The following is a 25,530-nucleotide window of genomic DNA, read 5'->3' as shown; positions in this document are numbered from 1 at the left end:
ATGACTACTGAAGCACTTAATAAGTCTGACTTAATAGAGCGTATTGCGTTAAAAAATCCGCATTTGGCTGAGCCTTTAGTGGAAGAAGCAGTTAAAATTATGATTGATCAAATGATAGAAGCATTATCAACTGACAATCGTATCGAGATTCGTGGATTTGGTAGTTTTGCATTGCATCACCGTGAACCGCGCGTAGGTCGTAACCCTAAAACTGGTAAATCAGTAGAAGTGGCTGCAAAAGCAGTTCCGCACTTTAAACCAGGCAAGGCACTTCGTGACGCTGTGAACGAGTCTGCACAAAAATAATTGTAAATATTTTGCGGGGTGTTCATGCGTTACGTTCTGGTCATTCTTTTATTGGTACTGTTTGGTTATTCATTAGCTTTGGTTTTGCAAAACGGTACCGAATTGTCAGTGGACTTGTTATTTACTCAAGTTCCCGCAATGCGCCTGGGATTATTACTTCTCCTCACGTTATCTTTAGGTGTCGTTTTGGGCCTGTTATTGGGCGTTCAGATCTTCCGGGTTTTTCAGACGAATTGGGAAATAAAACGACTGCGTAAAGACATTGAACATCTACGTAAGGAACAGTTGAATACAGCCAAGTTAATGGCCGCTGAAGCAGCAGCCCATACCCGGCATGAAAAAACTGTATTAGATATTACCAATGAAAATCAAAGCCCATTATAATGGGCTTATTTTTTGCCTATATGAAGGGGTAATCTCTTGAGTATCATCGTCGCACTAGATGCCAAAAGCCAATTTGATGCCTTAGCCATTGCAGAACAGTTAGATCCTGCCTTGTGTCGACTTAAAGTTGGTAAAGAGTTATTTACCCATGAAGGTCCAATTATTGTCAAAGCACTTCAAGATAAAGGCTTTGATGTATTTCTGGATCTGAAATTTCATGATATTCCAAATACAACAGCACAGGCAGTATGCGCGGCAGCAGATTTGGGTGTGTGGATGGTCAATGTGCATGCCTCAGGTGGCCGCAAGATGATGGAAACCTGTGTAGAGCGTTTGCAAGCGGGTAATTATAAAACTCAGTTGATTGCAGTGACTGTATTGACGTCAATGGGCCGTGAAGACTTAAAAGATATTGGTCTGGATATTGAGCCAAATGAGCATGTAAAACGTCTGGCACAACTGACCAAAGAGAGTGGTCTCGATGGTGTGGTGTGCTCAGCTCAAGAAGCGAAAATGTTACGTGAAACGATTGGAAAAGACTTTGCATTGGTGACACCCGGCATTCGTCCAGAAGGGTCGAATGCAGATGACCAGAAACGTATTGTGACACCGAAACAGGCAATGCTAGATGGCTCAACACATCTGGTAATTGGTCGCCCGATTACCCAGTCTAAAAATATGCGCCAAACCTTAAAAGATATTCTGGCAACGCTTTAATATGGTTTGAATGACAAAAAGCCTTTCAGTCGAAAGGCTTTTTTTATATATTGAAAAAAATAGTTATAAAATAAAAAGGAAAAATTATGACTTCATCTGAACCACAATTAGAAAAAGCACAGAATGACGTGATTCAAAATGTTCAACAGGCAGAGCAGCTTAAGCAACAAGAACAGCAACAACAGCAGGCAAGCTCAGCAGATTGGACAGCGGGGATCGATGTGGTCAGTTTGGCATCTGATGCCATTAGTCTTGCTTCGAATGTTATTGAAACAGTAGGCGATGCCTTAAGTGATATTGATTTAAGTTTTTAGTCAGCCCTCTCGGCCTACTTGCTTGTGCTTCGTTTTAAAATTCTGCTTTTAAACTGAATCAGGGAGGAGAGTTCCTCTTTATAAAAGAGGAATTTAGTGAGATTGAGAAAGTGATAAAGTAATTAAATCGCTGCCAGTACACTCACCATGACTGGTGCTAACAGTGACAAAATAAAACCACTGACCATGGCATGTGGAATAAAATCATGCCCACAGGCCTGTTTAACCATCGGTAGAGTCACATCCATCGCAGTTGCACCCGCTGCGGAAATGGCGGATCTTGGGTATCTCCAGCCCATACCATACATGAGTAAGATGGCAAAAATTTCTCTAAACAGGTCATTCATTAGCGCGATACTGCCGAGTTCTGCATTTCTGAGTTCTGTTACGACAACACCTGACATTGAGTAAAATCCATAGCCTTGTGACAGCATGATCAAATCTTTTAGACTGATGTCTGTATTCCAGAATGAATAAAGCATGACTGCAAATAATGAACCAAAAATACAACCAATCGGAACTAAGAGAATTTTAAAATTTAACCAGGAACGATCTAAAGGTGAATAAGCCAGATCCAGGCCAATCATGAACATAAATACCAGCAACAAATGCCAGGTGCTGATTTGCACGGATAGATCAAATAGATTCAAGCCCGTATGTAAACAATATCCGCCTGCGAGAGCCAAAAAGGCATAGCTCATGTTCATTAGGGATTTAAGCACCAGGTCGACGGATACCCGACCGGAACTAGGAGGATAACCTGCCCATTTAAATAGTAGATAGCAAAATGCAAAAGCACCGAGCGAGGTCAGAAAGGCAATGCTGATCGACGTACTCAAAATCTGGAGAGGATGCTGCAATTCATCTACCAATTGTGAAAATTCAAAGGCAATTGCAATCAATAAAACATAGCTAAAATAGGGCAATAGCTTGAAACAGATTTTAATAATCGAAAGCGGAATTTGTTTTGCCATGGCAAAACCGAGTGCTAGACAGAATAGAAGCTGAAAGATAAGCCAAAGCGATTGCATAAATTTAATGGATTGAAAAAATTACCTATAAATTATGCCACCGCTTGATGTCAGATGGTAAAAGCTTTTAGGCGACTTTATTCAATAATCGATAATCTGCGGCATTTGGCTTTTTTGTTTTGAGCCAGTATTTCCAGGTATAAGTTGGCCATAAGGCAAAGTTCTTGCCGCCTTCCTGCTGATACCAGCTGACGCAGCCAGATTGCCACACAGTCTTTTCAAACATATGTTGCACCTGCTGATTAAATGCATCCTGTGCCTGGTCTTTGACCATGATGGCATCGCTTTGGGATCGATCGACTAGTTGCATCAATTGCAAAATATATTCGACTTGTGCCTCAATCATAAAAATGACAGAGTTGTGTGCCAATAGGGTATTTGGCCCCAGTAACTGAAACAAGTTTGGAAAGTCTTTCACGCAAATTCCATAATAGCTTTCAGCACCTTGTTTCCACATTTCATTCAACTCTACGCCATCAAGCCCGGTACATTGAAAATTCTTCATATAGATACGTGGATCGGTAATGAATCCGGTGCCATAAATCAGATAGTCAATCGGCTGCTCTTTTCCATCTTGGGTAATGATACTGTGTTCGGTCAGTTCCTGAATCTTTTCAGTCACCAGTTCTACATTATGGCGTTTAAACGTGGGAAAGTATTTATTCGAGATCAGAATGCGTTTACAGCCCATGATGTAATCGGGAGTCAGTTTTTTGGCCAATTCAGGATTTTTGACCTCATATTTAATGAATAGTTCTGCCAGTTTTTGGGTGAATTTCATAATGCCTGGTTTGATAATCGGTACCACACGCGATTCATTTGACCAATACAGGCGGGTGCGATGTAACTTTCTAAACCAGTCATATTTTTTAAAGAGTTTCTTTTCAAGATTCGGGTAGGCACGTTCATCCCGAGGAATGATCCAAGCTGCAGTACGTTGCATGACATACAGTTGTTTGCATTTCGGGGCAATTTCCGGAATATATTGAATGGCGCTGCCACCTGTTCCAATCGATGCGACATTTTTGCCAGTCGGGTCATAAGTGTGATCCCATTGCGCAGAATGAAAGACTTTGCCTTGGAATTTCTCAATACCGAGAATATCTGGGATTTGCGGAATATGTAAAGGTCCGGAAGCGAATATAACAAACTGGGCTTCAAGGATACTTTGATCCTGTAGCTGTAATTGCCATAGACAGCGTTCTGCCTGGTAATGTGCTGCCAGTACTTCGGTATTTAAACGGCAAAAAGCACGCAGGTTATAATCGGTCACCAGATCCTGAATATAAGAAAATATCTCGGGTGCTTCCGCATAACGTTTGGACCAATTGCTTTTCGGTGCAAATGACAAGGAATATAAATGTGATTGCACATCACAGGCTGCTCCAGGGTACTGATTGTCCCGCCAGGTTCCGCCAAAATCGCTACCTTTTTCAAGAATAATAAAATCATAAATACCATGCTGTTGTAAACGTATTGCCATGGCAATCCCTCCGAAACCAGCTCCAATAATAGCAACTTTAGTATGGGGATGGGAACGTGTAGGGGTGGCATAATCTAGCATCAGTAAATTCCTTACTTATTTTAATGTTGGATATTTATCGTAATTTGCTCCTTGATGATTAGATAGAAAATTGATCTAAACGGCAATAGCCGACACATTATTTTTATAGTACAACTAGAATAATCACATTGTATTTGTATGGTTATGAAACGTTCTGTTCTCAGTCTGATGTATTTGATTCAAGGAATGCGCAAGGCTGGCATGGAGGTCGATCAGAAACTGCAAAACATTGGGCTGCGTGTAGATGCCTTTGATCCAAGCTCGGTGATCCATCCGAGTCTGGAACATGATGTGCTTAAGGTGGTGGGACAGGAAATCCAACCTGAACAGGGATTATTGATTGGCCAGCATTATGCTTTGGCAGGTTATGGTCCCTTACTCATGTTGCTGGTGACCAGTCCTACGGTACGTGATGCACTGAATCAGGTGATCCGTTTTCAGCAGTTGACGCATTTGACCGGTCAGTTGACCTTGCAGCAAAGCGAGCATCATAGCGCGCTATGTTATCGGGCCAAGCAGCAAGATGATCATTTGGGTCTGTTGCTGGCACAGGCGGAGATTTCCGGGACTTTTAAGTTTATCCGGGAAATTTACAAAATGATGGGTTTATCCAAACCTGATCTGCGGATCGAGTTGCCATTTGCCTATCCGGAAGATCTGAATACCTTAAAGGTCTATCATGATTACTACGGAACACAGGTACAGTTCGATGCACCTCGGGCGGCATTCTGGTTCGATGAGGCAGTTCTGGATATCAAAATTCCGTCGCAGGATGCAGTAACTTTTGCGGTGTATGAAGCCAAATGTCTGGCTGAACTGGAGCGTTTACAACAGGATGAACACACGCCGACTGTGGTACAGCGGGTGCAGGATTATCTGGAGATTCAAAGCGGCCTGATGCCGAGTATGGCTGAAACTGCACAGGCGCTGCATATTCCGGAGCGAACCTTAAGGCATCAGTTACAGCAGTGTGATACCAGTTATAAACAGATTCGCGAAGAGATTATTAAAGATAAAGCTTTGCGATTAATTGAGTACAAACAGTATTCGATTGAAATGATTGCAGAATTATTAGGTTATTCTGAGCCGGCGGCTTTTAACCACGCCTTTAAACGCTGGTTTGGGCAAAGCCCTCGGCAATATATAAAATAGCCTAAGTTTGTTTATGCCAAAGTGTTATAGCGTGTTGATTAAACTCCGCTATAATTAAATTGATCCCAAATAGTACGAAATTCTATGTCCGATTTTAATTCACAGCACAGCACAGCTTTTAGTCCGATTTCTCCTGCAGAACGTTATGCACAAGCGATCTCTTCAGGACAGTTTATGCCTGATGAAGCGCAGGCAATGGCAGTACATGAGCTGAATCGTGTCTGGCTGGAATTAATTCAGCGTTTTAAAGCATCGAAAAAAGCATTTCGCCGTTTTCGCCGTCAGACCTCGCCGAAAGGTGTGTATATGTGGGGCGGAGTGGGACGTGGCAAAACCTGGTTAATGGATCAGTTCTATGATTCGATTCCGTTTCGTCGTAAAACCCGGATGCATTTTCACCATTTTATGCAGCATGTGCATCGTGAACTCAACAAATTATCGGGGCAGCGTAACCCGTTAGATATCGTCGCGGATCGGATTTATAAAGATGCCGTCATTATCTGTTTTGATGAATTCTTCGTATCTAATGTCACCGATGCGATGATCCTGAGTGATCTGTTCCAGAAACTGTTTGAACGTGGCATTACCTTGGTCGCCACGTCAAATATCGCACCGGACGGCCTATATAAAAACGGCATTCATCGTGACCGTTTTATACCAACGATTGAGCTGGTGAAAAAGAACTGTGTGATCCTGAATGTCGATGCCGGGGTGGATTACCGTTTACGGGTTTTGAAACAGGCTCAACTGTTTAAATTCCCATTAACCCATGATCATAAAAACTGGATTGCGCAACGTTTCAGTGCGCTGACCCAGACCCAGACCTGCTCTGAAGAACCGATTATTATCAATAACCGTATTGTCGAAACTGTGTCCCATACCGAAGATGTGTTGTGGTGTGAATTCTCTGAGCTCTGTTTAAAACCACGTAGTCCGGCTGATTTTATTGAAATTGCTAATATTTATAATACGGTTTTAGTGAGTAATGTACCGCACCTGACCGATTTCCTGAATGATGGCACGCGCCGTTTTATTTATCTGGTCGATGAATTTTATGACCGTGGCGTCAAATTACTCTTAACCTCGGAAGATAATATTATTGATATCTATCAGGGTGAGAAACTGGCCTTTGAAATTGAACGGACCCGTTCCCGTTTGCTGGAAATGCAATCGGATGATTACCTGAATTCTGAACACCGTCAGATTGAGCAAAAAGTCTCCGTGAATGGAGAATAACAATAAAAGCGCTGGTGATTCACCGGCGCTTTTTTTATAAAAATAAGCGCTTAAATTGTCGACAAGCTAGGTCAAACATGGCTTAATCTTGCTTTAAATATGACCGTGTATAACTAGAAAGCATAAATTTTACTCGAAAATCTGAACTTAAGTCTAATTTCTACATTTCGAAAACTTTATACACTGTCATTAAGGTATTTAGCAGAATGATATCTATTTGTAACTGAGAAAGATCAAATATGTTTATGAGGGTATTCATATTGGAAAAAATGCTCAGTATTTAGCAATGTGATAATACTATTCAGCTAGATTTTAATCGGTATACTAGAATCTCTTGTATAAAAAGTAGCAATATCAGGAAAGACAATGACTGCACGTATTCAAAAAGGCAAGTTAGCGATTGCTAAAGAACTTTACGATTTCATCGAAAATGAAGCACTACCAGGTTCTGGTTTAGACAGCGAAACATACTGGAAAAACTTTGAACAAGTCGTTGTTGATCTTAGCCCTAAAAATAAAGCACTTTTGGCTAAGCGTGATGACATTCAGGCGAAAATTGATGAATGGCACCGCAATAACACATTTGAATTACAAGCTTACAAAGCTTTCTTGACTGAAATTGGCTACTTGTTACCAGAAGTAGAAGATTTTCAAATCAGCACTGAAAATGTAGATGAAGAAATTGCAATACTGGCAGGTCCACAGTTGGTGGTACCAGTACGTAATGCACGTTACTGCTTGAACGCTGCAAACGCACGTTGGGGTTCTTTGTACGATGCACTTTATGGCTTCGATGTCATCTCTGAAGAAGATGGCGCGGAAAAAGGCAAAGGCTATAACCCGAAACGTGGTGAAAAAGTTGTCGCATTTGCAAAGAATTTCCTCGACGAAACTTTCCCATTGGCACAAGGTTCGCATGCAGATGCAACTCAATACGCAGTTGAAGCTAATGCACTGGTTGTTACCCTAAAAGACGGTTCAAAAACAACTGTGGCAGATGCAGCTAAATTCGTTGGCTACAATGGCGAAGCTTCAGCACCGACTGAAATCGTATTTAAAAATAATGGCCTGCACGCTATTGTGCAAATTGATGCCAGCAGCCCGATTGGCCAAACTGATGCCGCTGGTGTAAAAGATGTAGTTCTTGAAGCTGCGGTTACGACCATTCAGGACTTGGAAGACTCGATTGCAGCTGTTGATGCTGAAGAGAAAGTAGAAGGCTACCGTAACTGGTTAGGCCTGATGAAAGGTACTTTAGAAGAGTCTATTGAGAAAAACGGTAAAACTGTTACCCGTAAACTGAATGAAGACCGTACTTTCAAAAATGTAGAAGGTGGTGAAACTAAAGTTCACGGCCGTTCATTGATGTTGCTGCGTAATGTTGGTCATTTAATGACAAACCCTGCGATTCTGGTAGATGGCGCAGAAATCTATGAAGGCATCATGGATGCATTGGTTACGCCATTGTTGTCTTTTGCAGACATCAAAGGTGAAAACACGATCAAGAACTCGCGTCAAGGTTCAATGTATATCGTTAAGCCGAAAATGCATGGTCCTGAAGAAGTGGCATTTGCCGTTGAATTGTTTGAACGTGCAGAACAGGCACTTGGCTTACCTGCAAAAACTTTAAAAATCGGGATTATGGATGAAGAACGCCGTACTTCTGTGAACTTGAAGAACTGTATTGCACAAGCCAAAGATCGTACGATCTTCATCAATACAGGTTTCATGGACCGTACCGGCGATGAAATCCATACCTTTATGGAAGCTGGTCCATTCGTTCGTAAAGGCGAAGTAAAAGGCCAAATCTGGTTCCCGGCTTATGAAAACCGTAACGTGATGATTGGTCTGCAAGCAGGTTTACGTGGTAAAGCACAAATCGGTAAAGGCATGTGGCCAAAGCCAGACATGCTGCTTGACATGTACAAAACCAAAACTGAACATCCTGAAGCGGGTGCGAGCTGTGCATGGGTTCCATCACCTACAGGTGCGGTGATTCACGCGATTCACTATCACCAGATTAATGTTGCAGACCGTCAGCAAGAATTATTGTCGACTCAGCCTTTATCTCTAGATGATTTGTTGACACCACCATTGGCGAAAGACACTAATTGGTCTGAAGAAGAAAAAACCAAAGAACTCGAAAATAACTGTCAAGGTATTTTAGGTTATGTGGTTCGCTGGGTAGATTTGGGTGTAGGTTGTTCTAAAGTTCCAGACATCAATGATGTCGGTTTAATGGAAGACCGTGCGACTTTACGTATTTCTTCACAACATGTTGCGAACTGGTTGCGTCACGGTATCGTAAGTCGTGAACAGGTAGAAGAAGTCATGCAACGTATGGCGAAAATTGTGGATGAGCAAAATGCCAATGATCCACTGTATACACCAATGTCTGCTGACTTTGCCAACAATATTGCATTCCAGGCAGCATCTGACCTGATCTTTAAAGGTGGTGAGCAGCCATCAGGTTATACCGAGCCGCTTCTACATGCAGCGCGTTTAAAGTTAAAAGGTTATACAGGTGATTAATCCTGTCTAGCTTAAAAAAGCCTCTTCGGAGGCTTTTTTATTGTCTAATGGTAAGCCGCTGTCGTTCTGACTAGAAATTTTCCAGCCGAACTTTTAAAGTGGGGCAAAGCATGCGAGGAAACAATAAAATGACAACGGTATATCAAAATTTAGACCAGCAGTTTATTAATGGTCAGTGGCAAGCCGGTACTTCAACCAGAACAATAAAAAATATCAACCCCTATACCCAGAGCGAAATTTTTAGTATGCCAGCTGCCAGTTCTGTCGATGTCGACAGTGCTTATACCGCAGCAGAGCAGGCTTTCCAGCAGGGGGGCTTGAAATCCATTGAAGTACGTAAAACAGTGCTGCAAAATTTAATCGCGATCATTCAGCAGCGTCGGGACGAAATCATTGACTGGCTCATTATTGAATCAGGCAGTACGCGCATTAAAGCCGGCGTTGAGGTGGATGCTGCTCTGGGCATCATTCAGGAAAGTCTGGCTTTTCCAGACTGGATCCAAACAGAACAGCTGGAAAGTAAGGATCCGGCACGTAAAAGTATGGTTTTGCGCAAGCCCTTAGGCGTGATTGCTGTCATTAGTCCATGGAACTTTCCATTTCATTTATCCTTACGTTCAGTGGCAACTGCAATTGCCTGTGGTAATACCGTTGTGCTGAAGCCAGCCAGTGATACACCAGTGACTGGCGGCACCTTAATCGGTAAATTATTTGAAGAGGCAGGTTTGCCTGCAGGTGCACTGAATATTGTTGCCGGTGCTGGCAGTGAAATCGGGGATTATTTTGTTGAGCATTCAGTGCCGAAAATGATTTCATTTACCGGTTCGACTGAAGTGGGGAAAAGTGTAGGCAGTAAAGCCTTGGCCAGTTCCCGAATCAAGCGTCTGGCACTCGAACTGGGTGGCAATGCACCTTTGGTCATTCTGGATGATGCCGATCTTGATCTTGCGGTTGAACTAACGCTGATGGGGCGTTTTATGCATCAGGGACAAATTTGCATGAGTACTAACCGGGTCATTGTTGATACCTCTATTCATGATGCTTACGTAGATAAGCTTCTGGATCGGATCAAAATGATTCCGGTGGGTGATCCAAATCTGGAAGATACCGTGATCGGTCCGATCATTAACCAGAGTCAGGTTGAAAAGCATCAACAGATCATTCAAACAGGCAGTGAGCAGAGCGCGCAACTGGTGTATGAAGGAGGAATTGAAGGGAATCTGGTCTATCCACATATTTTTATTGATGTCGCGGAAGATTCCGATCTGGCGCAGCAAGAAAGCTTCGGTCCAATTTTACCTATCTTAAAAGCCCGGGATGAAGCACATGCTTTAAATCTGGCCAATGCGACCGAGTTTGGTTTATCCAGCGCAGTATGTACTTCAAACATCGAGCGAGGCACTGCTTTTGCCGCACAACTGGATATTGGTATGACGCATATTAATGGTATTAGTGTTGCAGATCAGTCAAATGCACCCTTTGGCGGCGAGAAAAATTCAGGATTGGGTCGTTTTAATGGCCGCTGGATTTTTGAGGAATTTACCCGGACACATTGGTTGACTGTCCCGAATTCATAACAGTCAACGCGCCTAAAACTATAGAAATACGACAGGCTTCGACTTGGCATCACGGTATAATCTGATGGTCGAATGATTTACATATATGAACCATGTGCGCCAATTTTAAGCCTTTAACCTTAGAGCAGTTGCATAATCTGGGATTGCCAGAAATTCCTTTTGAATATCCAGAGGAGGTCTATCCCAATTATGCTACACCGCTTTTATTTCATTCAGCTCAAGGACTGGAATGGCGTTCTGTGAATTTTGGACTCATTCCGAAATGGGCAGAAGACAAAACTATAGGCACCAAGACCTATAACGCCAGAAATGAAACCTTACTGCAAAAGCCCACTTTTGCTGAGGCCACTGCCAAATGTCATTTTGGCGTCATTCCGGTATCGGAATTTTATGAGTCCAAATATTTTGACAATAAACCGCAGCGTTGGGGTGTAAGACGTAAAGATGGTCAGGCGACTTTTATTGCAGCTGTGTATGAGATTGCTCGGGTACAAGGGGAAATTGTACGCTCTGCCAGTATGATTACCATGGATGCAATTGACCATCCCATGATGAAGGAGTTTCATGAGCCGGGTAATATCAAACGCTCGGTTATTGTGATTCCACAGCAGCGACTGCAAGAATGGCTAACGCTAAGGCATCCGGATATTCGTAGCTTTGTAGAGGGCTTTCCGGTAGAAGATTTTGAATGCTCACATGTACCAAAAGAAAAAATCAAAAAAGTCAGTCCACAACTGAACTTTTTTGATTTTTAGAAAGCTCTGGCGAATTATTTATTATTATAAAGTATGCGCCAATTCGCCAGCGTCTATTTAAAATAAAAAGTAGGTCTTTAACGAGCTAAATTTTTGAAAATATGACGTAAACTTTCCATGGTTTTTTCAATTTGCAAAGGCGTCAGGCCTTCAAATGACTGTTCCAGTACGACATTGGTCAGATCATTGATCTTATGTGTCATTTGCATGCCTTTGTCAGTCAAAAATACTCGGGTAATCCGTGCGTCATCCTCACATGAATAGGTTTCAACCAGACCTTCGTCTTTTAAGCGGTAGACAATTTTAGTCGTGGTCGACATTTTAGAAACAACCATCTCTGACAAATCAGAAACACTGGCATGCGGTTTGGCTTTTAGTGCAAGAAGGATGCGGCGGCGGGAATTGTCAACACCATACTTTTTTAGTGCATGATCGACATTAACGACGTATTGAGCATGAACCTGAGTTACCCAATAATATGGAAAGTTTTCTAAATTAAATTCTTCCGTACACGGCAAAAATTTTGCATATTTCTTAGTCATGAAATGTTCCTTGTATTTATTTTTCTAGGGCCCGTTCATTTTATGAAAAAGTTTATGCATATTTCAACCTTTATTTTAAAAATGTTAAAGCGCTAACACTTTTTAGTTTTGCTTAATATCCCAAGGAGTTGATCAGTTCTGCATGTGAGCCTTATCTGGCGCGAAGATTGTTCTTTAAAATCGGATGAAAGGCGATAATATTTTGTATAAATTTAATTCCTCATTATGTATTTCGTGAGTAGAAATGTTTTCCAAGACTTTTTATTGTTCTTAAGCAGCCTGTCTGAATAGGTTTTAATGCAAATAATTGTATTTCAATAAATTAATCGATTTAAGAAATATAGGGTGATTGAGTGGTTTTAGTCAATATAGTAAATGATTATTTACAGCTATATTTTTAAGTGATTGTTCTTTCAATAAAAAAATAGTTTATGCTCTAATCTTTAAGTGACCTTAAAAGTAATGGTCTAATCAAACTAAATTCTGTTTATTTTTAATTCAATTCGAATAAATGATGTAGAAAAAATTAAAATTAATCAGTTTCAGCATCAATCAGTTGATCATAAAAGTCTCAATAAAATCATGATCATGTAATTTTTTTGTAAATTAATACATTACAAAATACTCAGTTTATGCATAATGGAATAGTCTTAAGTTGCATAGGTTAAATTTTAATGGATCCCTCGCCGTGCGTTGATCTTCCATCTCTATTTCTAGCTTACTCGAACGGGGTCATTCTCTAATGGAATTTTTATTAGATCCCGGAATCTGGGTAGGTTTAATTACTCTTATTATTCTTGAAATTGTTTTAGGTATTGATAACCTAGTCTTCATTGCCATTCTGGCTGAAAAACTTCCTCCTGAACAACGCGATAAAGCACGTGTTATTGGTTTGTCTCTCGCATTATTCATGCGTCTAGGCCTGTTATTTGCCATTGCCTGGTTGGTCACTTTGACACAACCATTGATTACTGTGTTTGACTGGACCTTCTCCGGTCGGGACCTGATCTTGTTATTTGGTGGCTTGTTCCTGGTGTATAAGGCCGTTACTGAGCTGCATGAAAAGATTGAAGGTAAACCTGAAGTCACAGTGTCTACCAATGTGGTATATGCAAGTTTCACTGCTGTTGTTGCACAGATTGTTGTTTTAGATGCTGTTTTCTCTTTAGATTCAGTGATTACCGCCATTGGTATGGTCGACAATATTTATGTCATGATGGCTGCCATGATTGTCGCAATGGGCGTGATGCTACTGGCATCGAAACCATTGACCAACTTTGTGAATCGCCATCCAACCGTGGTGATTCTGTGTTTAAGCTTCCTACTTTTGATTGGTATCAGCCTGATTGCAGAAGGTTTTGGTTTCCATATTCCAAAAGGCTATATCTATTCAGGTATTGGTGTTGCGATCATAATCGAAGCATTCAACCAGTTCGGTCAGCGTAATGCTGCTAAACATGAATCCAAGATTCCTTTGCGTCATCGTACGGCTGACTCGATCCTGAAGTTAATGGGTGGCAAGCTAGAGACGACCGACAGTCAAAATAATCAGGCACAAGAAACCTTTGCAGATGAAGAACGCTATATGATTGGTGGGGTGCTTACCCTTGCAGAGCGTTCAGTCGCTTCGATCATGACGCCGCGCGGTCAGATTTCATGGGTTGATCTGGAAGATAGCCCAGAACAGATCCGTGAAAAAATTCTGTCTGTTCCACACAGTCTGTTCCCGGTATGTCGCGGTAGCCTAGATAAGGTGATTAGCGTAGTACGTGCCAAAGAATTATTGGATGTACTGGAAGAGCCGGAAGAATTAAAAGCACTGATTAAACGTCATCGCCCAATTTATATCTTTGAAAAGATGAAAGTTATTGACGCGATTAATACCTTGCGTACTTCTAAAGGTTCTTTGGTCTTGGTGAGTGACGAGTTTGGTAATGTACAGGGTCTGATTTCACCGCTAGATGTATTTGAAGCAATTGCTGGTGAATTCCCGGATGCAGACGAACAGCTAGATCTAGTTAAAATCGATGATACGCACTGGATTGCATCGGGCATGTTAGATCTTTATCAGCTTGAGCTTGAGCTTGGCATGATTGATCTGATTGATGAAGATGCCGGTTATATCAGTGTGGCGGGTTTGATTCTGGATAAAACCAACAGTACGGTTGAAGTGGGCACCGAGTTAAATTATCAAGGTGTGCAGTTCAAAGTCACTGAAATTGAAAGCAATCGTATCAAGTCGGTCAGCATTCATTACGTAGGTTAAACAGGTGTTTTAAACACGTTATTTGTTCAAATTCTAAAAGTCAGTTGCTTTAGTGGCAGCTGGCTTTTTTAATGCATGTCTGTTGAATGTGGCTCATTAAAATAATATGAGCCTTCGTTTAAACTGATTTTTATCAGTTTATTCATACTATTAGTCATGTTCCCGATTGAGCTGAATATCCGGATATTGCAGTGAGATTTTGAAGCCGAAAAAGTCAAGTCAGCAATCGAAAATAAGCATGATCAAGCATCAAATATTGATTCATGTAACCTGTTAATCAAAACTTAAAAGTCATATTTAAATACTGACAAAAAATTGAACTACAATTCACATGAACTAGATTTGCATGATGCAAACAGATCTTAAGTAAAATGGAAATCGTTTGTGTGGAAATCATTAGATAAGTTGTATGAAGCCTACTCAGTTCAGAATAAAACTACTCAAAAATGATCTCCGAAAGAGCTAGACAAAACATTTCTAAGGAGATCAATAGAGCAAATGGGCAGGATCAATCTAAATAGGGGCGTTTATCTATTCAGGAGAACAAACACCCTGTGAAGCGACCAGTAAACTAAATGGATTCTGGCAGAATCTTAAAGTTGGCGTATTTTCGGATTGTTTCAGTATTGAGTTGGTGGATTTCATCCAGAAAGGCGACATTAAAACTGCCTAACTGTTGCGCACGTTCAAATGCCAATTGACCGGCAATTGCAAAATGTACATGTGCCGTTAATGCAGCAAGGGCTGGGGACGTTACTGCACTATAGGCAGCAATTAGTGCCCCGAGTGCACATCCCATCGCCGTGATTCGGGGCTGTAAAGCAGAACCGCCTGACACCTGTATCACAGGATAGTCTTTCGAAATAATGTAATCAGATTCACCGGAGATTGCGATGCATTCACAATGATCCAGCAAACTTCGCGCCTGTAAATAAACATCCGCACTGTCTACTGTGCTGTCTACACCCTTGGACTCGATCTGCTTGCCAGCCAAAGCACCAATTTCAGAAGCATTGCCTCGTAAAATCGTAGGCTGGGAATGCATCAACTGATCTACGACGCCAGAACGCCAGCGCAGAACTGTTCCATAACCGACCGGATCAAGCACCCACGGTTTTTGCAATTGATGTGCAGTTTTCGCAGCAAGCTGCATCGCCTGAACCTGCTCTGTCGTCGGTGTACCCAGATTCAGACTGATTGCTGCTGCAATCTTGGCAAAACTTTCAGCTTCAAAAGGATTGTCGATCATGGCCGGAGAAGCATGTGCAGCCAGTACAATATTGGCGACATAGTTGCTGGCCACCGTATTGGTCATGATATGCACCAGGGGTTGCTGTTGCTGAAGTTTCAACCAGGCTTCACAGATCTGGTCCAGAAGTGTTTGCTGTAATGCTTGCATCGAAGTAGTCATCGTGGTCATTTAGAATAGGAGAAAGATTCGTTGTATTCGGTCAGCGGGTAAAATAATGGTCTTGATGCTTGCAGCTACGACAGAACAGGCTGACATAGTCACTGGCATCATAATCCACCGACAGTTCCTGTGAGCCGCAGTGCATACAACGTTTCTGGGAATAAAATTTCAGGCGGGGTTCGATCTTGTGCCACGAACGCCATACTGGCTGAAAGAAGATATTTTCATCATAGCCCAAAAACCGATAAAACAGGATTTCGCTCATCTTGCTGAATGCCAGTTGCGGTGGACGCGGCAGGGTAGAGGTTTCCCATTTTTCTGTAACTGAACGTTCGCGGTACTGCTGCAAGGTTTTTTTCAGCAGATTGGTATTAATAAAGTTTTCATTGCGAGGCTTGAGGGCTTTTTGTTTGTACAGATATTCCAGTCCTGTTTGTACCAGATAATAAATCTGTCCCACAGCCAATACATCCAAAAGACGATAGCAAAAAGTCTGAAAGCTCTGATTTCCGGCAATCTGCACATTCCAGCTACGGCAATAGAATTGGGCAAACTGAATGATTTCTTCATATAGCAGGCAATAGAGTGCATCTTTGACTTCATCTGCACTTTTAAAGGGCACACCTTGGCTCAGGTTTTGATAAAACCAGTTGCGCAGCTGCTGGGTGATACTGAACAGGGTCGGTTCAGAATAACCATCCAGTCGCACATTAATATAATAATGCTGATTTTCCTGCTGGAGATCTTTGGGAATCAGAACCTGATCCCGGATCAGGCTTTTTACCAGACCATGTTGGAACAGATAGTTGGGACTGATGGAATAATATCGAATTTGATGCCAGTCAATATATTCACGATGCTGGCTATATTCCTGCACCTGTTCATCCAGAATCGCAAGTAAAAACAGTTTATTGATAAAACTGAGCTGATTCAGCTCAAGAACCGGCCGATCCTGTTTTTTATGATATTGACGGTTTTCCTGTAAACGGACTTCCTTGAGCATTCGTTTACGCTGCGCCAGACAGTGTTCACAATAACAATTGTGCTTTTGATCGGAATAAAGCTGATGCTGGCAATGACTGCATTCATGATAGTTCAGTTCCTGATCATATTGCTCTGCCTCAATCCAATACATCGATGCCTTACACAGCGGGCAGTGGGTACTTTCATCAAGCTGTTTTTGCAGAACACTGAATACCATGGTCGCGAGCAACTCTAGAATGGACGGGCATTTGATTATACACGGCTGATGAGATGCAAACGTAGTGGACTGGTGCAATTTTTCTAAATCAAAAATAGTCACCCAAACAGGAGAAGAGCTACCGAAGTAGCTCTGATTTTAAAAACATAAAATGACGCTTTTTAAACCGGGCAGGGTAATGTGTCGTCCTCCTCGCCGCGATGTTTAGCATGAATTAAGGCCTGAACCTTTTTAGAGGGCACTTTTTTGGCACCGAGTGCATCGTAGGTGTTGAGAATGGCAGTCACTTCATGGGCCTGAAGCGGAATGCCTTCACAGCTCATCAACAGTGCAATCACTTTATGGTCAATATTGGCCTGATCCAGGGTTTGCAAAGTTTTGATATTTACGATCCGTACAACATGCTGTTTTAAATACATGGCTCACCTCATCATCGTTATCATTATTCTTTCATTGGAAGTGTGGAAAAACACAGTTTAACTTTAGCAAGAAGTGTGCTCATTTTTTAATCTGTATTTATGCGGTACGCTGCAAATAAAATTATATATTTTTAAATCAGTGATTTATGAAAATGTAAGAAATTATGATTCTGACTGTTTTTATGGCACAGATATTTCTTATGTAGAGCCGAGTGCTGCTCAATTAGGCAGAATGCATTGAAAGTGGTGCACGAAATGCCCATATTAGATCTAACAATACAAATGCACAGACAGCGTTTAAAACTTGGCGTATGATTTTGACATGAACAATGTCGAATACGATAAAAGATTAGGACAGGACATGAATATTGCGGCAAACCCGGTGATCGAAGCGGATCAAACCATTTATTTAAAAGACTATCAAAAACCTTCCTTTATTGTTGATTCCATCGACCTGAATATTCAAGTCTATAGTGACCACAGTCTGGTCAGCAGCAAGCTGGAGATGCAGCGCCAAACTGCTGGCGATCTGGTTCTGCTTGGCCGCGATCTAGAGCTGCAATCGATTAAGTTAAATGGTCAAACCCTGAATGCCAGTGACTACCACTTGGATGCTGAACAACTGGTGATTGCCAATGCACCTGATCAAGTGTTGCTTGAAATTGTGGTTAAAATCCACCCTGAAAGTAATACGATGCTGGAAGGTTTGTATCAGGCCAGTTCAGATCTGTTTGTGACCCAAAATGAACCAGAAGGGTTCCGTAAAATTACTTTCTATCCAGACCGTCCAGATGTGTTGTCGGTCTTTACGACGCGTGTCGAAGCAGACAAGAAATATCCGGTTTTGCTTGCAAATGGTAACCTGCTGGAAACAGGTGAAGTCGATGCCAATCGTCACTATGCCGTGTGGCAGGATCCGACCAAGAAACCGAGCTATTTGTTCGCCTGTGTCATTGGTGATTTGGCAGTGATGAAAGATTCCTATGTCACATCGGAAGGCCGCAATGTAGCTCTGGAAATCTACGCAGAAGAAAAAGATATTCCAAAATGCAAGATCGCCATGGAAGCGCTCAAACATTCCATGCGCTGGGATGAGGAGCATTATGGTCTGCCTTATGATCTGGATAACTACATGATCGTGGCGACCAGTGCATTCAACATGGGTGCCATGGAAAATAAAGGTCTGAATATCTTCAATACTTCATGTGTGCTGGCCGATGAAGAGTACACCACTGATGCTGCTATCATGCGAGTGCAGTCAGTCATTGCGCATGAATATTTCCATAACTGGACTGGTAACCGGATTACCTGTCGTGACTGGTTCCAGTTGTGTCTGAAAGAAGGCTTGACCGTATTCCGTGATCAGTCTTTCTCGGAAGATTTACAGTCGGCTGCAGTACAGCGTATTGATGATGTGGCAGTTCTGAAAGCACATCAGTTCCCGGAAGATTCAGGCCCATTGTCACATCCACCGCGTCCGGATCATTTTGTAGAAATTAACAACTTCTATACCGCCACCGTTTATGAAAAAGGTGCGGAAATTAACCGCATGATGGCGACCTTGCTTGGCAAGGAAAAATTCCGTCAGGGAACCGATGAATATTTCCGCCGTCATGATGGTCAGGCGGTAACGGTTGAGGATTGGGTGGCTGCACTAACAGCAGGTTCAGGTGTGGATCTTTCAAATTTCCTGACCTGGTATAACCAGCCGGGTACGCCTAAACTTCAAGCAAAAGCTGAATATGATGTAGAGACCCAAATCTATCGCCTCAGCTTTAAGCAAAGCCTGAAACCGCATGCCAAATACCCGAATCTGAAAGCAGTTCCAATTCCAGTGGCTTTGGCATTGTTTGATGCTGAAACCGGTGAGCAGCTAACGCTGAACTCTGAGGCACTCTTTGAAAATGGCGTCAAAGATGGCGTGTATCTGTTTGATCAGAATGAAGCCACGATTGAATTTAGCGGTGTGACAGCAAAACCGGTGGTGTCCTTGCTGCGTAATTTCTCTGCACCAGTGAATCTGGACTTTGACTATTCAGAAAAAGAACTGGCTTTCCTGTTGCAATACGAGACCAATGGTTTTAACCAGTGGCAAGCAACTCAGACCTTACTCGAGCGTATCTTGCTGGATGACCAGCCTGCAGAAATTTATATCGAGGCTATGCTCAATACCTTGCCGGATGTGATTGAGAAAGATCCGCTGTTGGCATCACGTCTGTTTGATGTACCGTCGGAAGGTTATTTAGGTAGCCGTATTGATCAGGATTATAATCCGGTCATGATTCAGGAAAAGCGTGAGGCTTTGCTGCATACCTTGGCACGTGCTTTTGGAGAAACAGCGAAAGAAACTTATCTTAATCTGGATCCTGATCTGCAATCTGAATTCTCACAAGCGATGGGTGTGCGTGCTTTAAGAAATATTATGCTGACGATGATGGCTCGTCAGGGAGATGCATTTGCCTTTGACTTGGCCTATGAGCAATATCACACGGGGAATATGTCTGAACGTTTGGGTGCGCTGAAAGTCTTGGTCTGGAATGATGCACCACAAGCAGAAGAAGCTTTGGCAGATTTCTATAGCCGCTTTGAAGATGAAGCCTTGTCTTTAGACCAATGGTTTATGGTTCAGGCAGCACATCCAAAAGCAACGGATGCAACGATTGCGTATCTGACCCAGCATCCGGATTATGATCTGGCTGTGCCTAACCGTATCCGTGCAGTGAGCGGGGGGCTGAATGCTAATCCGGTCAATACCTGGAGCTTTGGCGTGCAGCATTTTATTGGACTGGCAAAATATCTGGACGAGAAAAATCCGATTGTAGGCTCACGTTTGCTACAGGTATTGTCACGCTGGTATACCTTGGCAGAACCGCAACGCAGTGAAGTGAAAGCACAGCTTGAAACCTTAAAGCCACTGGTTAAATCTAAAAATGTGTCTGAGACACTCAATAGTATGCTCAGCGTATAACATCAATATTCATAAAAAACCGGATCGACCTGATCCGGTTTTTTTTACTTTTCAAATGCTGTCTTTAAATACAGTTGAATTTCCCTAAAGGCCGAGTTAAGTATCAAAGGGTGTTACAGTATGATTATATGGAAAAGAGTATTTGTTTATTAAGCTGTAAGCTAGGTAAAGGGATCTACAGATTCGCTTACTAGAGGTTGTCCAAGATATGTTAGTGAAAATTGAAGATGGTTTTTATTTAAATAGCCAGCATATTATTGCCGTACATGTCAGCAAGAATCCTGAAAATGGCTTACTTGAAATCTCCATTCAATATACGCCGCATTCCATTCAGCAGGTCGGAGAATACAAAAAAGTATTTCAAAGCCAGCTTGATGCTGAAATTTTCTTAAGTGAGTTAAATCAAAAACTTCGCTAAAAGCCTGCATCATACAGGCTTTGATCAAGCATCTTATTGTCTGACGATGAGTACTGGAATAGAGGAAAGTGCCAGAACATTTTGAGCGACACTGCCCAGCATAAGTTTTTGCAGACCTTTACGACCATGTGAACCCATAATGATCATATCGGTCGGGGATTCATTTGCAGCCTGCATAATGCCTTCTGACGGTGCCATGCCATGCAGGATTTTTGTCGTCACCTGGATGCCATCACGAACAAAGTTCAGTTTCAGTTCATTTAAACGATCAAGTGCATTTTGTTCTGCATGCATAAAGTAATCTGTGACTGCTGGAGCAACTTTGTAAAAATCTACGCCCTTAAAGGGATCTACCGCAATCACACTGAGTAAAGTGACATGGCTATGAAATACTTTGGCCAGTTCCAGGGCGTGATCTGCGGCAGCATAGGAAATCGAGGACTCATCGAGTGCTACGAGAAGATGATCATAGTTATTCATGGTGCTTCCTCATATTTATTATTGCAGTAAGCGGGGGGTGGTTTGAGCGAGTAAATCTCCACAGCATGTTTTGCTAGAGGTTCAAATGTAAAGTAGCAAGTACTGCGCATCTTGAAGATGCGCAGCGTCAGGATTATTTTTTCACGATCAGTACGGGAATTTCACTCGCACCCAATACATCTTGTGCAAAGCTGCCCAGAATCATTTTCTGGAAGCCTTTACGGCCATGAGAACCCATAACAATCAGGTCTGCTTTCACTTCACCCGCGGTTTCAGCAATATGCTCTGCATTGACTAAACCTGTGACAATGCGGGATTGCGCTTCAATACCTTCACCGGCTGCGATGGCAGTGGCTTCTTTCAGGGCCTTTTTGGCATTGGCATGTGCCTCGATAAAATATTCCTTCATGATAGAGGAGCTGTAATAAAAATCAGCCTCGGTAAAAGGATCTTCTGCGATCAGGCTGATCAGGGAAAGCTGACTACCGAATGCCTTGGCAATTTTGGCAGCATGTCGTACTGCAGAAAAGGAAATTTCTGAACCGTCCACTGGGACTAAAATATGTTGATAGGCCATGGCTTTTCTCCGCAGGTTGTCTGATTTTTAGGCTTGGTTTATTGATAGCACAGTGCTGTGGCGGGTGCAATTGCAAAAAAGCGGTAAAATTGAAAAAACTCATTAAATTACAAATATTTTTCATGTAAAAGTGATAAAAAAAACAGAGTAAAAAACTCGGATTTACAGTTTTAATGATCAAAAATAAGAGGATGAATAGTCCTCGTTTACAGCAGGATGGTTTAAACTGCCGTAGCCTGTTTTTAGATCATGTATAGGGGACAGTTTTGAGGTTTTTTGCCATTCATCTTTTGCTCATAGGTTCAGTTATTCTTTCCGGCTGTCAGACCGCACAGAACAGTAAAGTCATTGCCGGTGCTTTTAACCTGACCACAGGCTTGCAGCAAAAAGTGATGGATCGTTATGCGCCTGGTGCGGTTATCGTCCAGCAAAATATTACCTATGCGCCACAGCAGAAATTATCTCTGGATCTGTATCAGCCGCAGAATATTGCCAGTATTGGACCAAGACCGACCATTGTCTGGATTCATGGCGGCGGCTGGATTTCAGGTTCTAAAGAACATGCACGGGGTTATTTCAAGCTGCTGGCGGCACAGGGCTATAATGTGGTATCCGTGCAATATCAGTTTGCGCCACAAGCGACCTATCCAAGCCAGTTACACCAGATCAATCAGGCACTTGAATTTCTCGATACCTATGCAGACACCTACCAAATCGATGCCCAGAACTTATATCTGGCCGGAGATTCTGCCGGGGCGAATATGGCCAGCCATTACGCCGCGCTTTTGACCAATCCTGTATTTGCCGACCAATCTGGTATTCAGCCTCATCTGCAACCTGCTCAGCTTAAAGGTTTAATCTTGCATTGTGGAATTTATGACTTGGAAGCATTTGCCAGCAAAGCACCTGAAGAAATGAAAATTATCGAATGGGGTGTCTTTAACCTGATTCAGGCTTATACCGGCGAGCGTAAACATGATGCCGCATTTTTAAAGCAGATTTCTCCGATTCAGTATATTACGCCGTCTTATCCACCTGTCCTGATCAGTGGTGGGAATAAGGATTTTTTGACCGATACTCAGTCACTACCATTTGTAAAAGCTTTGAAGGAACAGCAGGTTGCTGTGACTGAAATATTTTATCCAGAGTCTAAGGCCTGGCTCATTCATGAATATCAGTTTTTTATGGGAAAAAAGGAAAGTCAGCAAACCTTTGTCAAAACCCTGGATTTTTTACATCAGCTTTCACCTTGAAGAGAAAACGGTGCAAAATGAATCTCTCAAGGTTGATCATGTCAGATCGTCCCGACAGCAATCATTGAAAAATAGTTTGGAGTTTAAAAAATGAATCCTGTCTCATGGGCATATTTGTTGTTGGCGTTGGCTATTATTGCCGAAGTGACTGGATCAACATTTTTGGTGAAGTCAGAAGGCTTTACCCGATTATGGCCATCTCTGGCGGTAGTCGTTTTATTCTGTATTGCGTTTTATTTGCTGTCTCAGGTCATTAAAGTAATCCCCTTAGGCATTGCATATGCGATCTGGGCGGGAGTAGGCATCGTTCTTACGGCAATCGTAGGCTATGTAATCTTTAAGCAGGCGCTGGATGTGCCCGCTTTTATCGGGATTGCACTGATCATTTCCGGTGTGGTGGTGATTAACCTGTTTTCCCAAACTGCCGGGCATTAAAAAGGCAGCAAAAGTAATTGCCTCATTTCTACAATAAGCTTACGCCACTTGCGGTTTAAGCTTAAACAGCAAATAAACCGTCAAACCAAGTAGCAGTCCCCAGAAAGCTGAACCAATACCGAAAAACTGAATATTAGAGGCACTAAACAGGAATGTCATCAGTGCTGCTTCACGGTCATGACTGTCCTGAAAAGCCAGCGCGATATTGTGGCCAATGGTGCCAAACAGGGCAATGCCTGCCAATACTGTAATCAGAATCCCCGGAAAAGCCATTAGTACACTGGTCAAGGTCGCAGCAAAAAAACCCATCAGGATATAAAACAGGCCGCAGCTCATACCGGCAATATAACGTTTGGCCGGATCAGGATGCGCTTGGACATCCAGGCTGACCGCCGCACTGATTGCGGCAAGATTGACACTAAAACAGCCAAAGGGCGCCAGCATCGTCTGTGTAATACCCGTCCAGCCTAGAATAGAATTTACTTTCGGCGGATAACCATAACTTTTGATGACGGCCAAGCCAGGCAGGTATTGCGATGCCAGATTAATCACCATTAAAGGTAAGGCCAGTCCTAAAACAGCTTGCAGGCTAAATTCAGGTGTAATCCATACCGGCTGGGCAATACTCCAGTTCAGCTGCGGAATAGTAAAATTAATAAAGAACGGACAGAGGGCAATAGCCATTAACACGGTAATCACGATGCTATAGCGCGTACTCAGTTTTTTGGAAACCAGATAAATCGCCAGTACACAAAGCACGAATTCCCAGGACTGTTGCAGACTGCCAAAGACCGAGATGCCAAATTTTAATAAAACACCTGCCAGCATGGCACTGGTCAAACTTTGTGGAATAAACTGGAAAATTCGCTCGAAAATTCCAAAAAATCCCAGACAGGCAATCAGGATGCCAGAAATCAGAAAAGCGCCAATTGCTTCACCCAGACTATAGTGACCGGCAGAAGCAATGACCAGTGCCAGACCGGCAGTCGACCAGGCGGTTGAAATCGGATAACGATATTTCCAGGAAAGCAAAAATCCAGAAACTCCAATACCTATACCCAGTGCCCATAACCAGGAGCTAATTTGTGCCTGATTAGCACCTAGGCTTTGAGCGGCTTCAATGACCAGTACGGCGGAAACACTAATACCAATCATGCAGGTAATAAAACCGGCCATGACGGCAGGAAAGGAGAGATCTTGTAAAAGTTTTGGCATCATCCATGACACTATTTTTAAATGCGTTTAAATCATACGCTTTTCACGTATCAACACAATGTTTTTAACAATTTTATCCAAAGGTCTACTGGTTTGAAGCCGATCATTGCTAGAAAGTTGAAGTCGCCAGTTTAAGGCCAAAACCGCAAAACAGGATCCCGACCGCTGCGACACAGCTGGCAGTCACTTTATAATTTTGGTTGAAATAGGACGCCAGTTTTACACCAGAAAAAATCAGGATTGAAAGATAGGTCATACTGATCAATTGCAAGATTACAGCCAGAAGCGTGAATGTCAGGGCTGGATAAGGATAGGCAGGATCGACAAACTGCACAAAAAAAGACAGATAAAACAGAATCGCTTTGGGATTTAAAATACTGATTGTGAGCGCTGCACGAAAGGGCTGAACAGATTCTACCGTATCTGGAGTCGTCTTTTTAATCTGGACGCGTTGTGATGACTTTTCCGGAAAGAAAGTCTGGTAGGCCGCAATGATTAGCTTGATACCCAAGTAACTGAGATAGATCGCTCCAATAACTTTCAGTGCAATAAACAGTACCGGAAAGGCATGCAGTAAAGAAGCTGCTCCCAATGCTGTACATATAATCAGGATCAGATCGCCCGTATAAACCCCCAAGGCACCCATATATCCCGTCTTAATCCCAAAGCGCGAAGCAATCGACATGACATACAGGGAATTCGGCCCGGGCAGTAGCACAATCAACGTGGTTCCAATGATAAAGGTCGTTAGATCTGTGATACCAAACACGAAAAACT

The 25,530-nt window shown here is 42.5% G+C and carries 24 protein-coding genes; 14 read left to right on the top strand and 10 right to left on the bottom strand.

The window, feature by feature from the left end:
* The 4 genes from ACNPNW_RS12995 to ACNPNW_RS12980 all read left to right on the top strand — a co-directional run bounded on the left by ACNPNW_RS12995 (position 1) and on the right by ACNPNW_RS12980 (position 1,721).
* Positions 1-306 (top strand): integration host factor subunit beta, encoded by a 306-nt coding sequence (locus ACNPNW_RS12995; protein WP_004278853.1) that lies wholly within the window; start codon positions 1-3, stop codon positions 304-306.
* Positions 307-330: 24 nt separating this feature from the next.
* The gene (locus ACNPNW_RS12990; protein ID WP_004278852.1) at positions 331-690 is read left to right on the top strand and encodes a lipopolysaccharide assembly protein LapA domain-containing protein; all 360 of its coding nucleotides are present in this window, start codon (positions 331-333) and stop codon (positions 688-690) included.
* A 36-nt stretch (positions 691-726) separates the two neighbouring features.
* Complete coding sequence (gene pyrF, locus ACNPNW_RS12985; protein ID WP_216986153.1) at positions 727-1,407, top strand: orotidine-5'-phosphate decarboxylase; 681 nt, start codon at positions 727-729, stop codon at positions 1,405-1,407.
* An 86-nt stretch (positions 1,408-1,493) separates the two neighbouring features.
* Entirely contained in the window at positions 1,494-1,721 is a 228-nt protein-coding gene (locus ACNPNW_RS12980; RefSeq protein WP_448767024.1) for a hypothetical protein, read from the top strand.
* Positions 1,722-1,843: 122 nt separating this feature from the next.
* Here the strand turns inward: ACNPNW_RS12980 and ACNPNW_RS12975 are convergent, their stop codons facing one another.
* Positions 1,844-2,752 (bottom strand): LysO family transporter, encoded by a 909-nt coding sequence (locus ACNPNW_RS12975; RefSeq protein ID WP_448767023.1) that lies wholly within the window; start codon positions 2,750-2,752, stop codon positions 1,844-1,846.
* 67 nt (positions 2,753-2,819) lie between these two features.
* The gene (locus ACNPNW_RS12970) at positions 2,820-4,316 is read right to left on the bottom strand and encodes a flavin-containing monooxygenase (protein ID WP_448767022.1); all 1,497 of its coding nucleotides are present in this window, start codon (positions 4,314-4,316) and stop codon (positions 2,820-2,822) included.
* A gap of 144 nt (positions 4,317-4,460) precedes the next feature.
* Between ACNPNW_RS12970 and ACNPNW_RS12965 the strand changes: the two genes are divergently transcribed.
* The 5 genes from ACNPNW_RS12965 (at position 4,461) to ACNPNW_RS12945 (ending at position 11,568) form a co-directional block, all read left to right on the top strand.
* Positions 4,461-5,468 carry an AraC family transcriptional regulator gene (locus tag ACNPNW_RS12965; RefSeq protein WP_448767021.1) on the top strand — a complete coding sequence of 336 codons (1,008 nt, stop codon included), beginning with the start codon at positions 4,461-4,463 and terminating at the stop codon, positions 5,466-5,468.
* 84 nt (positions 5,469-5,552) lie between these two features.
* Positions 5,553-6,704, top strand: coding sequence for a cell division protein ZapE (zapE, locus tag ACNPNW_RS12960; RefSeq protein WP_448767020.1), 1,152 nt, complete (start codon positions 5,553-5,555; stop codon positions 6,702-6,704).
* Between the two features lie 366 nt (positions 6,705-7,070).
* Positions 7,071-9,236, top strand: coding sequence for a malate synthase G (locus ACNPNW_RS12955; RefSeq protein ID WP_004278846.1), 2,166 nt, complete (start codon positions 7,071-7,073; stop codon positions 9,234-9,236).
* A 128-nt stretch (positions 9,237-9,364) separates the two neighbouring features.
* Positions 9,365-10,813, top strand: coding sequence for an aldehyde dehydrogenase family protein (locus ACNPNW_RS12950; RefSeq protein WP_448767019.1), 1,449 nt, complete (start codon positions 9,365-9,367; stop codon positions 10,811-10,813).
* Positions 10,814-10,905: 92 nt separating this feature from the next.
* Positions 10,906-11,568, top strand: a complete 663-nt coding sequence (locus tag ACNPNW_RS12945; protein ID WP_005247305.1) for an SOS response-associated peptidase family protein — start codon at positions 10,906-10,908, stop codon at positions 11,566-11,568.
* A 77-nt stretch (positions 11,569-11,645) separates the two neighbouring features.
* Here ACNPNW_RS12945 and ACNPNW_RS12940 read toward each other — a convergent pair whose 3' ends face one another.
* Positions 11,646-12,110 (bottom strand): MarR family winged helix-turn-helix transcriptional regulator, encoded by a 465-nt coding sequence (locus ACNPNW_RS12940; RefSeq protein ID WP_004278843.1) that lies wholly within the window; start codon positions 12,108-12,110, stop codon positions 11,646-11,648.
* 742 nt (positions 12,111-12,852) lie between these two features.
* Here ACNPNW_RS12940 and ACNPNW_RS12935 point away from each other — a divergent pair.
* A complete protein-coding gene (locus ACNPNW_RS12935; protein WP_005247303.1) occupies positions 12,853-14,376 on the top strand; it encodes a TerC family protein in 1,524 nt (507 codons plus the stop codon).
* A gap of 571 nt (positions 14,377-14,947) precedes the next feature.
* Here the strand turns inward: ACNPNW_RS12935 and thiM are convergent.
* From thiM to ACNPNW_RS12920, 3 genes are all read right to left on the bottom strand, one after another.
* A complete protein-coding gene (thiM, locus tag ACNPNW_RS12930; protein ID WP_448767018.1) occupies positions 14,948-15,796 on the bottom strand; it encodes a hydroxyethylthiazole kinase in 849 nt (282 codons plus the stop codon).
* A 31-nt stretch (positions 15,797-15,827) separates the two neighbouring features.
* The gene (locus tag ACNPNW_RS12925; protein ID WP_085064296.1) at positions 15,828-16,988 is read right to left on the bottom strand and encodes a hypothetical protein; all 1,161 of its coding nucleotides are present in this window, start codon (positions 16,986-16,988) and stop codon (positions 15,828-15,830) included.
* A gap of 161 nt (positions 16,989-17,149) precedes the next feature.
* A complete protein-coding gene (locus ACNPNW_RS12920) occupies positions 17,150-17,407 on the bottom strand; it encodes a hypothetical protein (RefSeq protein ID WP_085064295.1) in 258 nt (85 codons plus the stop codon).
* A gap of 361 nt (positions 17,408-17,768) precedes the next feature.
* Between ACNPNW_RS12920 and pepN the strand changes: the two genes are divergently transcribed.
* Together pepN and ACNPNW_RS12910 are read left to right on the top strand one after the other, a co-directional pair.
* Complete coding sequence (gene pepN, locus ACNPNW_RS12915) at positions 17,769-20,375, top strand: aminopeptidase N (protein WP_448767035.1); 2,607 nt, start codon at positions 17,769-17,771, stop codon at positions 20,373-20,375.
* 208 nt (positions 20,376-20,583) lie between these two features.
* Positions 20,584-20,793 (top strand): hypothetical protein, encoded by a 210-nt coding sequence (locus tag ACNPNW_RS12910; protein WP_004278836.1) that lies wholly within the window; start codon positions 20,584-20,586, stop codon positions 20,791-20,793.
* Positions 20,794-20,826: 33 nt separating this feature from the next.
* Here ACNPNW_RS12910 and ACNPNW_RS12905 read toward each other — a convergent pair whose 3' ends face one another.
* Entirely contained in the window at positions 20,827-21,273 is a 447-nt protein-coding gene (locus tag ACNPNW_RS12905; protein ID WP_004278835.1) for a universal stress protein, read from the bottom strand.
* Positions 21,274-21,406: 133 nt separating this feature from the next.
* On the bottom strand, positions 21,407-21,850 hold the full coding sequence (locus ACNPNW_RS12900) for a universal stress protein (protein WP_004278834.1): 444 nt from the start codon (positions 21,848-21,850) through the stop codon (positions 21,407-21,409).
* 266 nt (positions 21,851-22,116) lie between these two features.
* On the opposite strand from ACNPNW_RS12900, the gene ACNPNW_RS12895 reads away from it, so the two are divergent.
* Both ACNPNW_RS12895 and ACNPNW_RS12890 read left to right on the top strand, forming a co-directional pair.
* Positions 22,117-23,103, top strand: coding sequence for an alpha/beta hydrolase (locus ACNPNW_RS12895; RefSeq protein ID WP_044109514.1), 987 nt, complete (start codon positions 22,117-22,119; stop codon positions 23,101-23,103).
* Between the two features lie 90 nt (positions 23,104-23,193).
* On the top strand, positions 23,194-23,538 hold the full coding sequence (locus ACNPNW_RS12890) for an SMR family transporter (protein WP_005106592.1): 345 nt from the start codon (positions 23,194-23,196) through the stop codon (positions 23,536-23,538).
* Between the two features lie 39 nt (positions 23,539-23,577).
* On the opposite strand, the gene ACNPNW_RS12885 is transcribed toward ACNPNW_RS12890, so the two are convergent.
* Entirely contained in the window at positions 23,578-24,753 is a 1,176-nt protein-coding gene (locus ACNPNW_RS12885; protein ID WP_085064304.1) for a benzoate/H(+) symporter BenE family transporter, read from the bottom strand.
* Positions 24,754-24,862: 109 nt separating this feature from the next.
* Positions 24,863-25,522 (bottom strand): leucine efflux protein LeuE, encoded by a 660-nt coding sequence (leuE, locus tag ACNPNW_RS12880; RefSeq protein ID WP_085064293.1) that lies wholly within the window; start codon positions 25,520-25,522, stop codon positions 24,863-24,865.
* Between the last annotated feature and the right edge of the window lie 8 nt (positions 25,523-25,530).

The organism is Acinetobacter endophylla (genome assembly GCF_053543775.1).
Note: the sequence above shows the minus strand (reverse complement) of the source record. Positions and strands in the feature narration are given on the sequence as shown.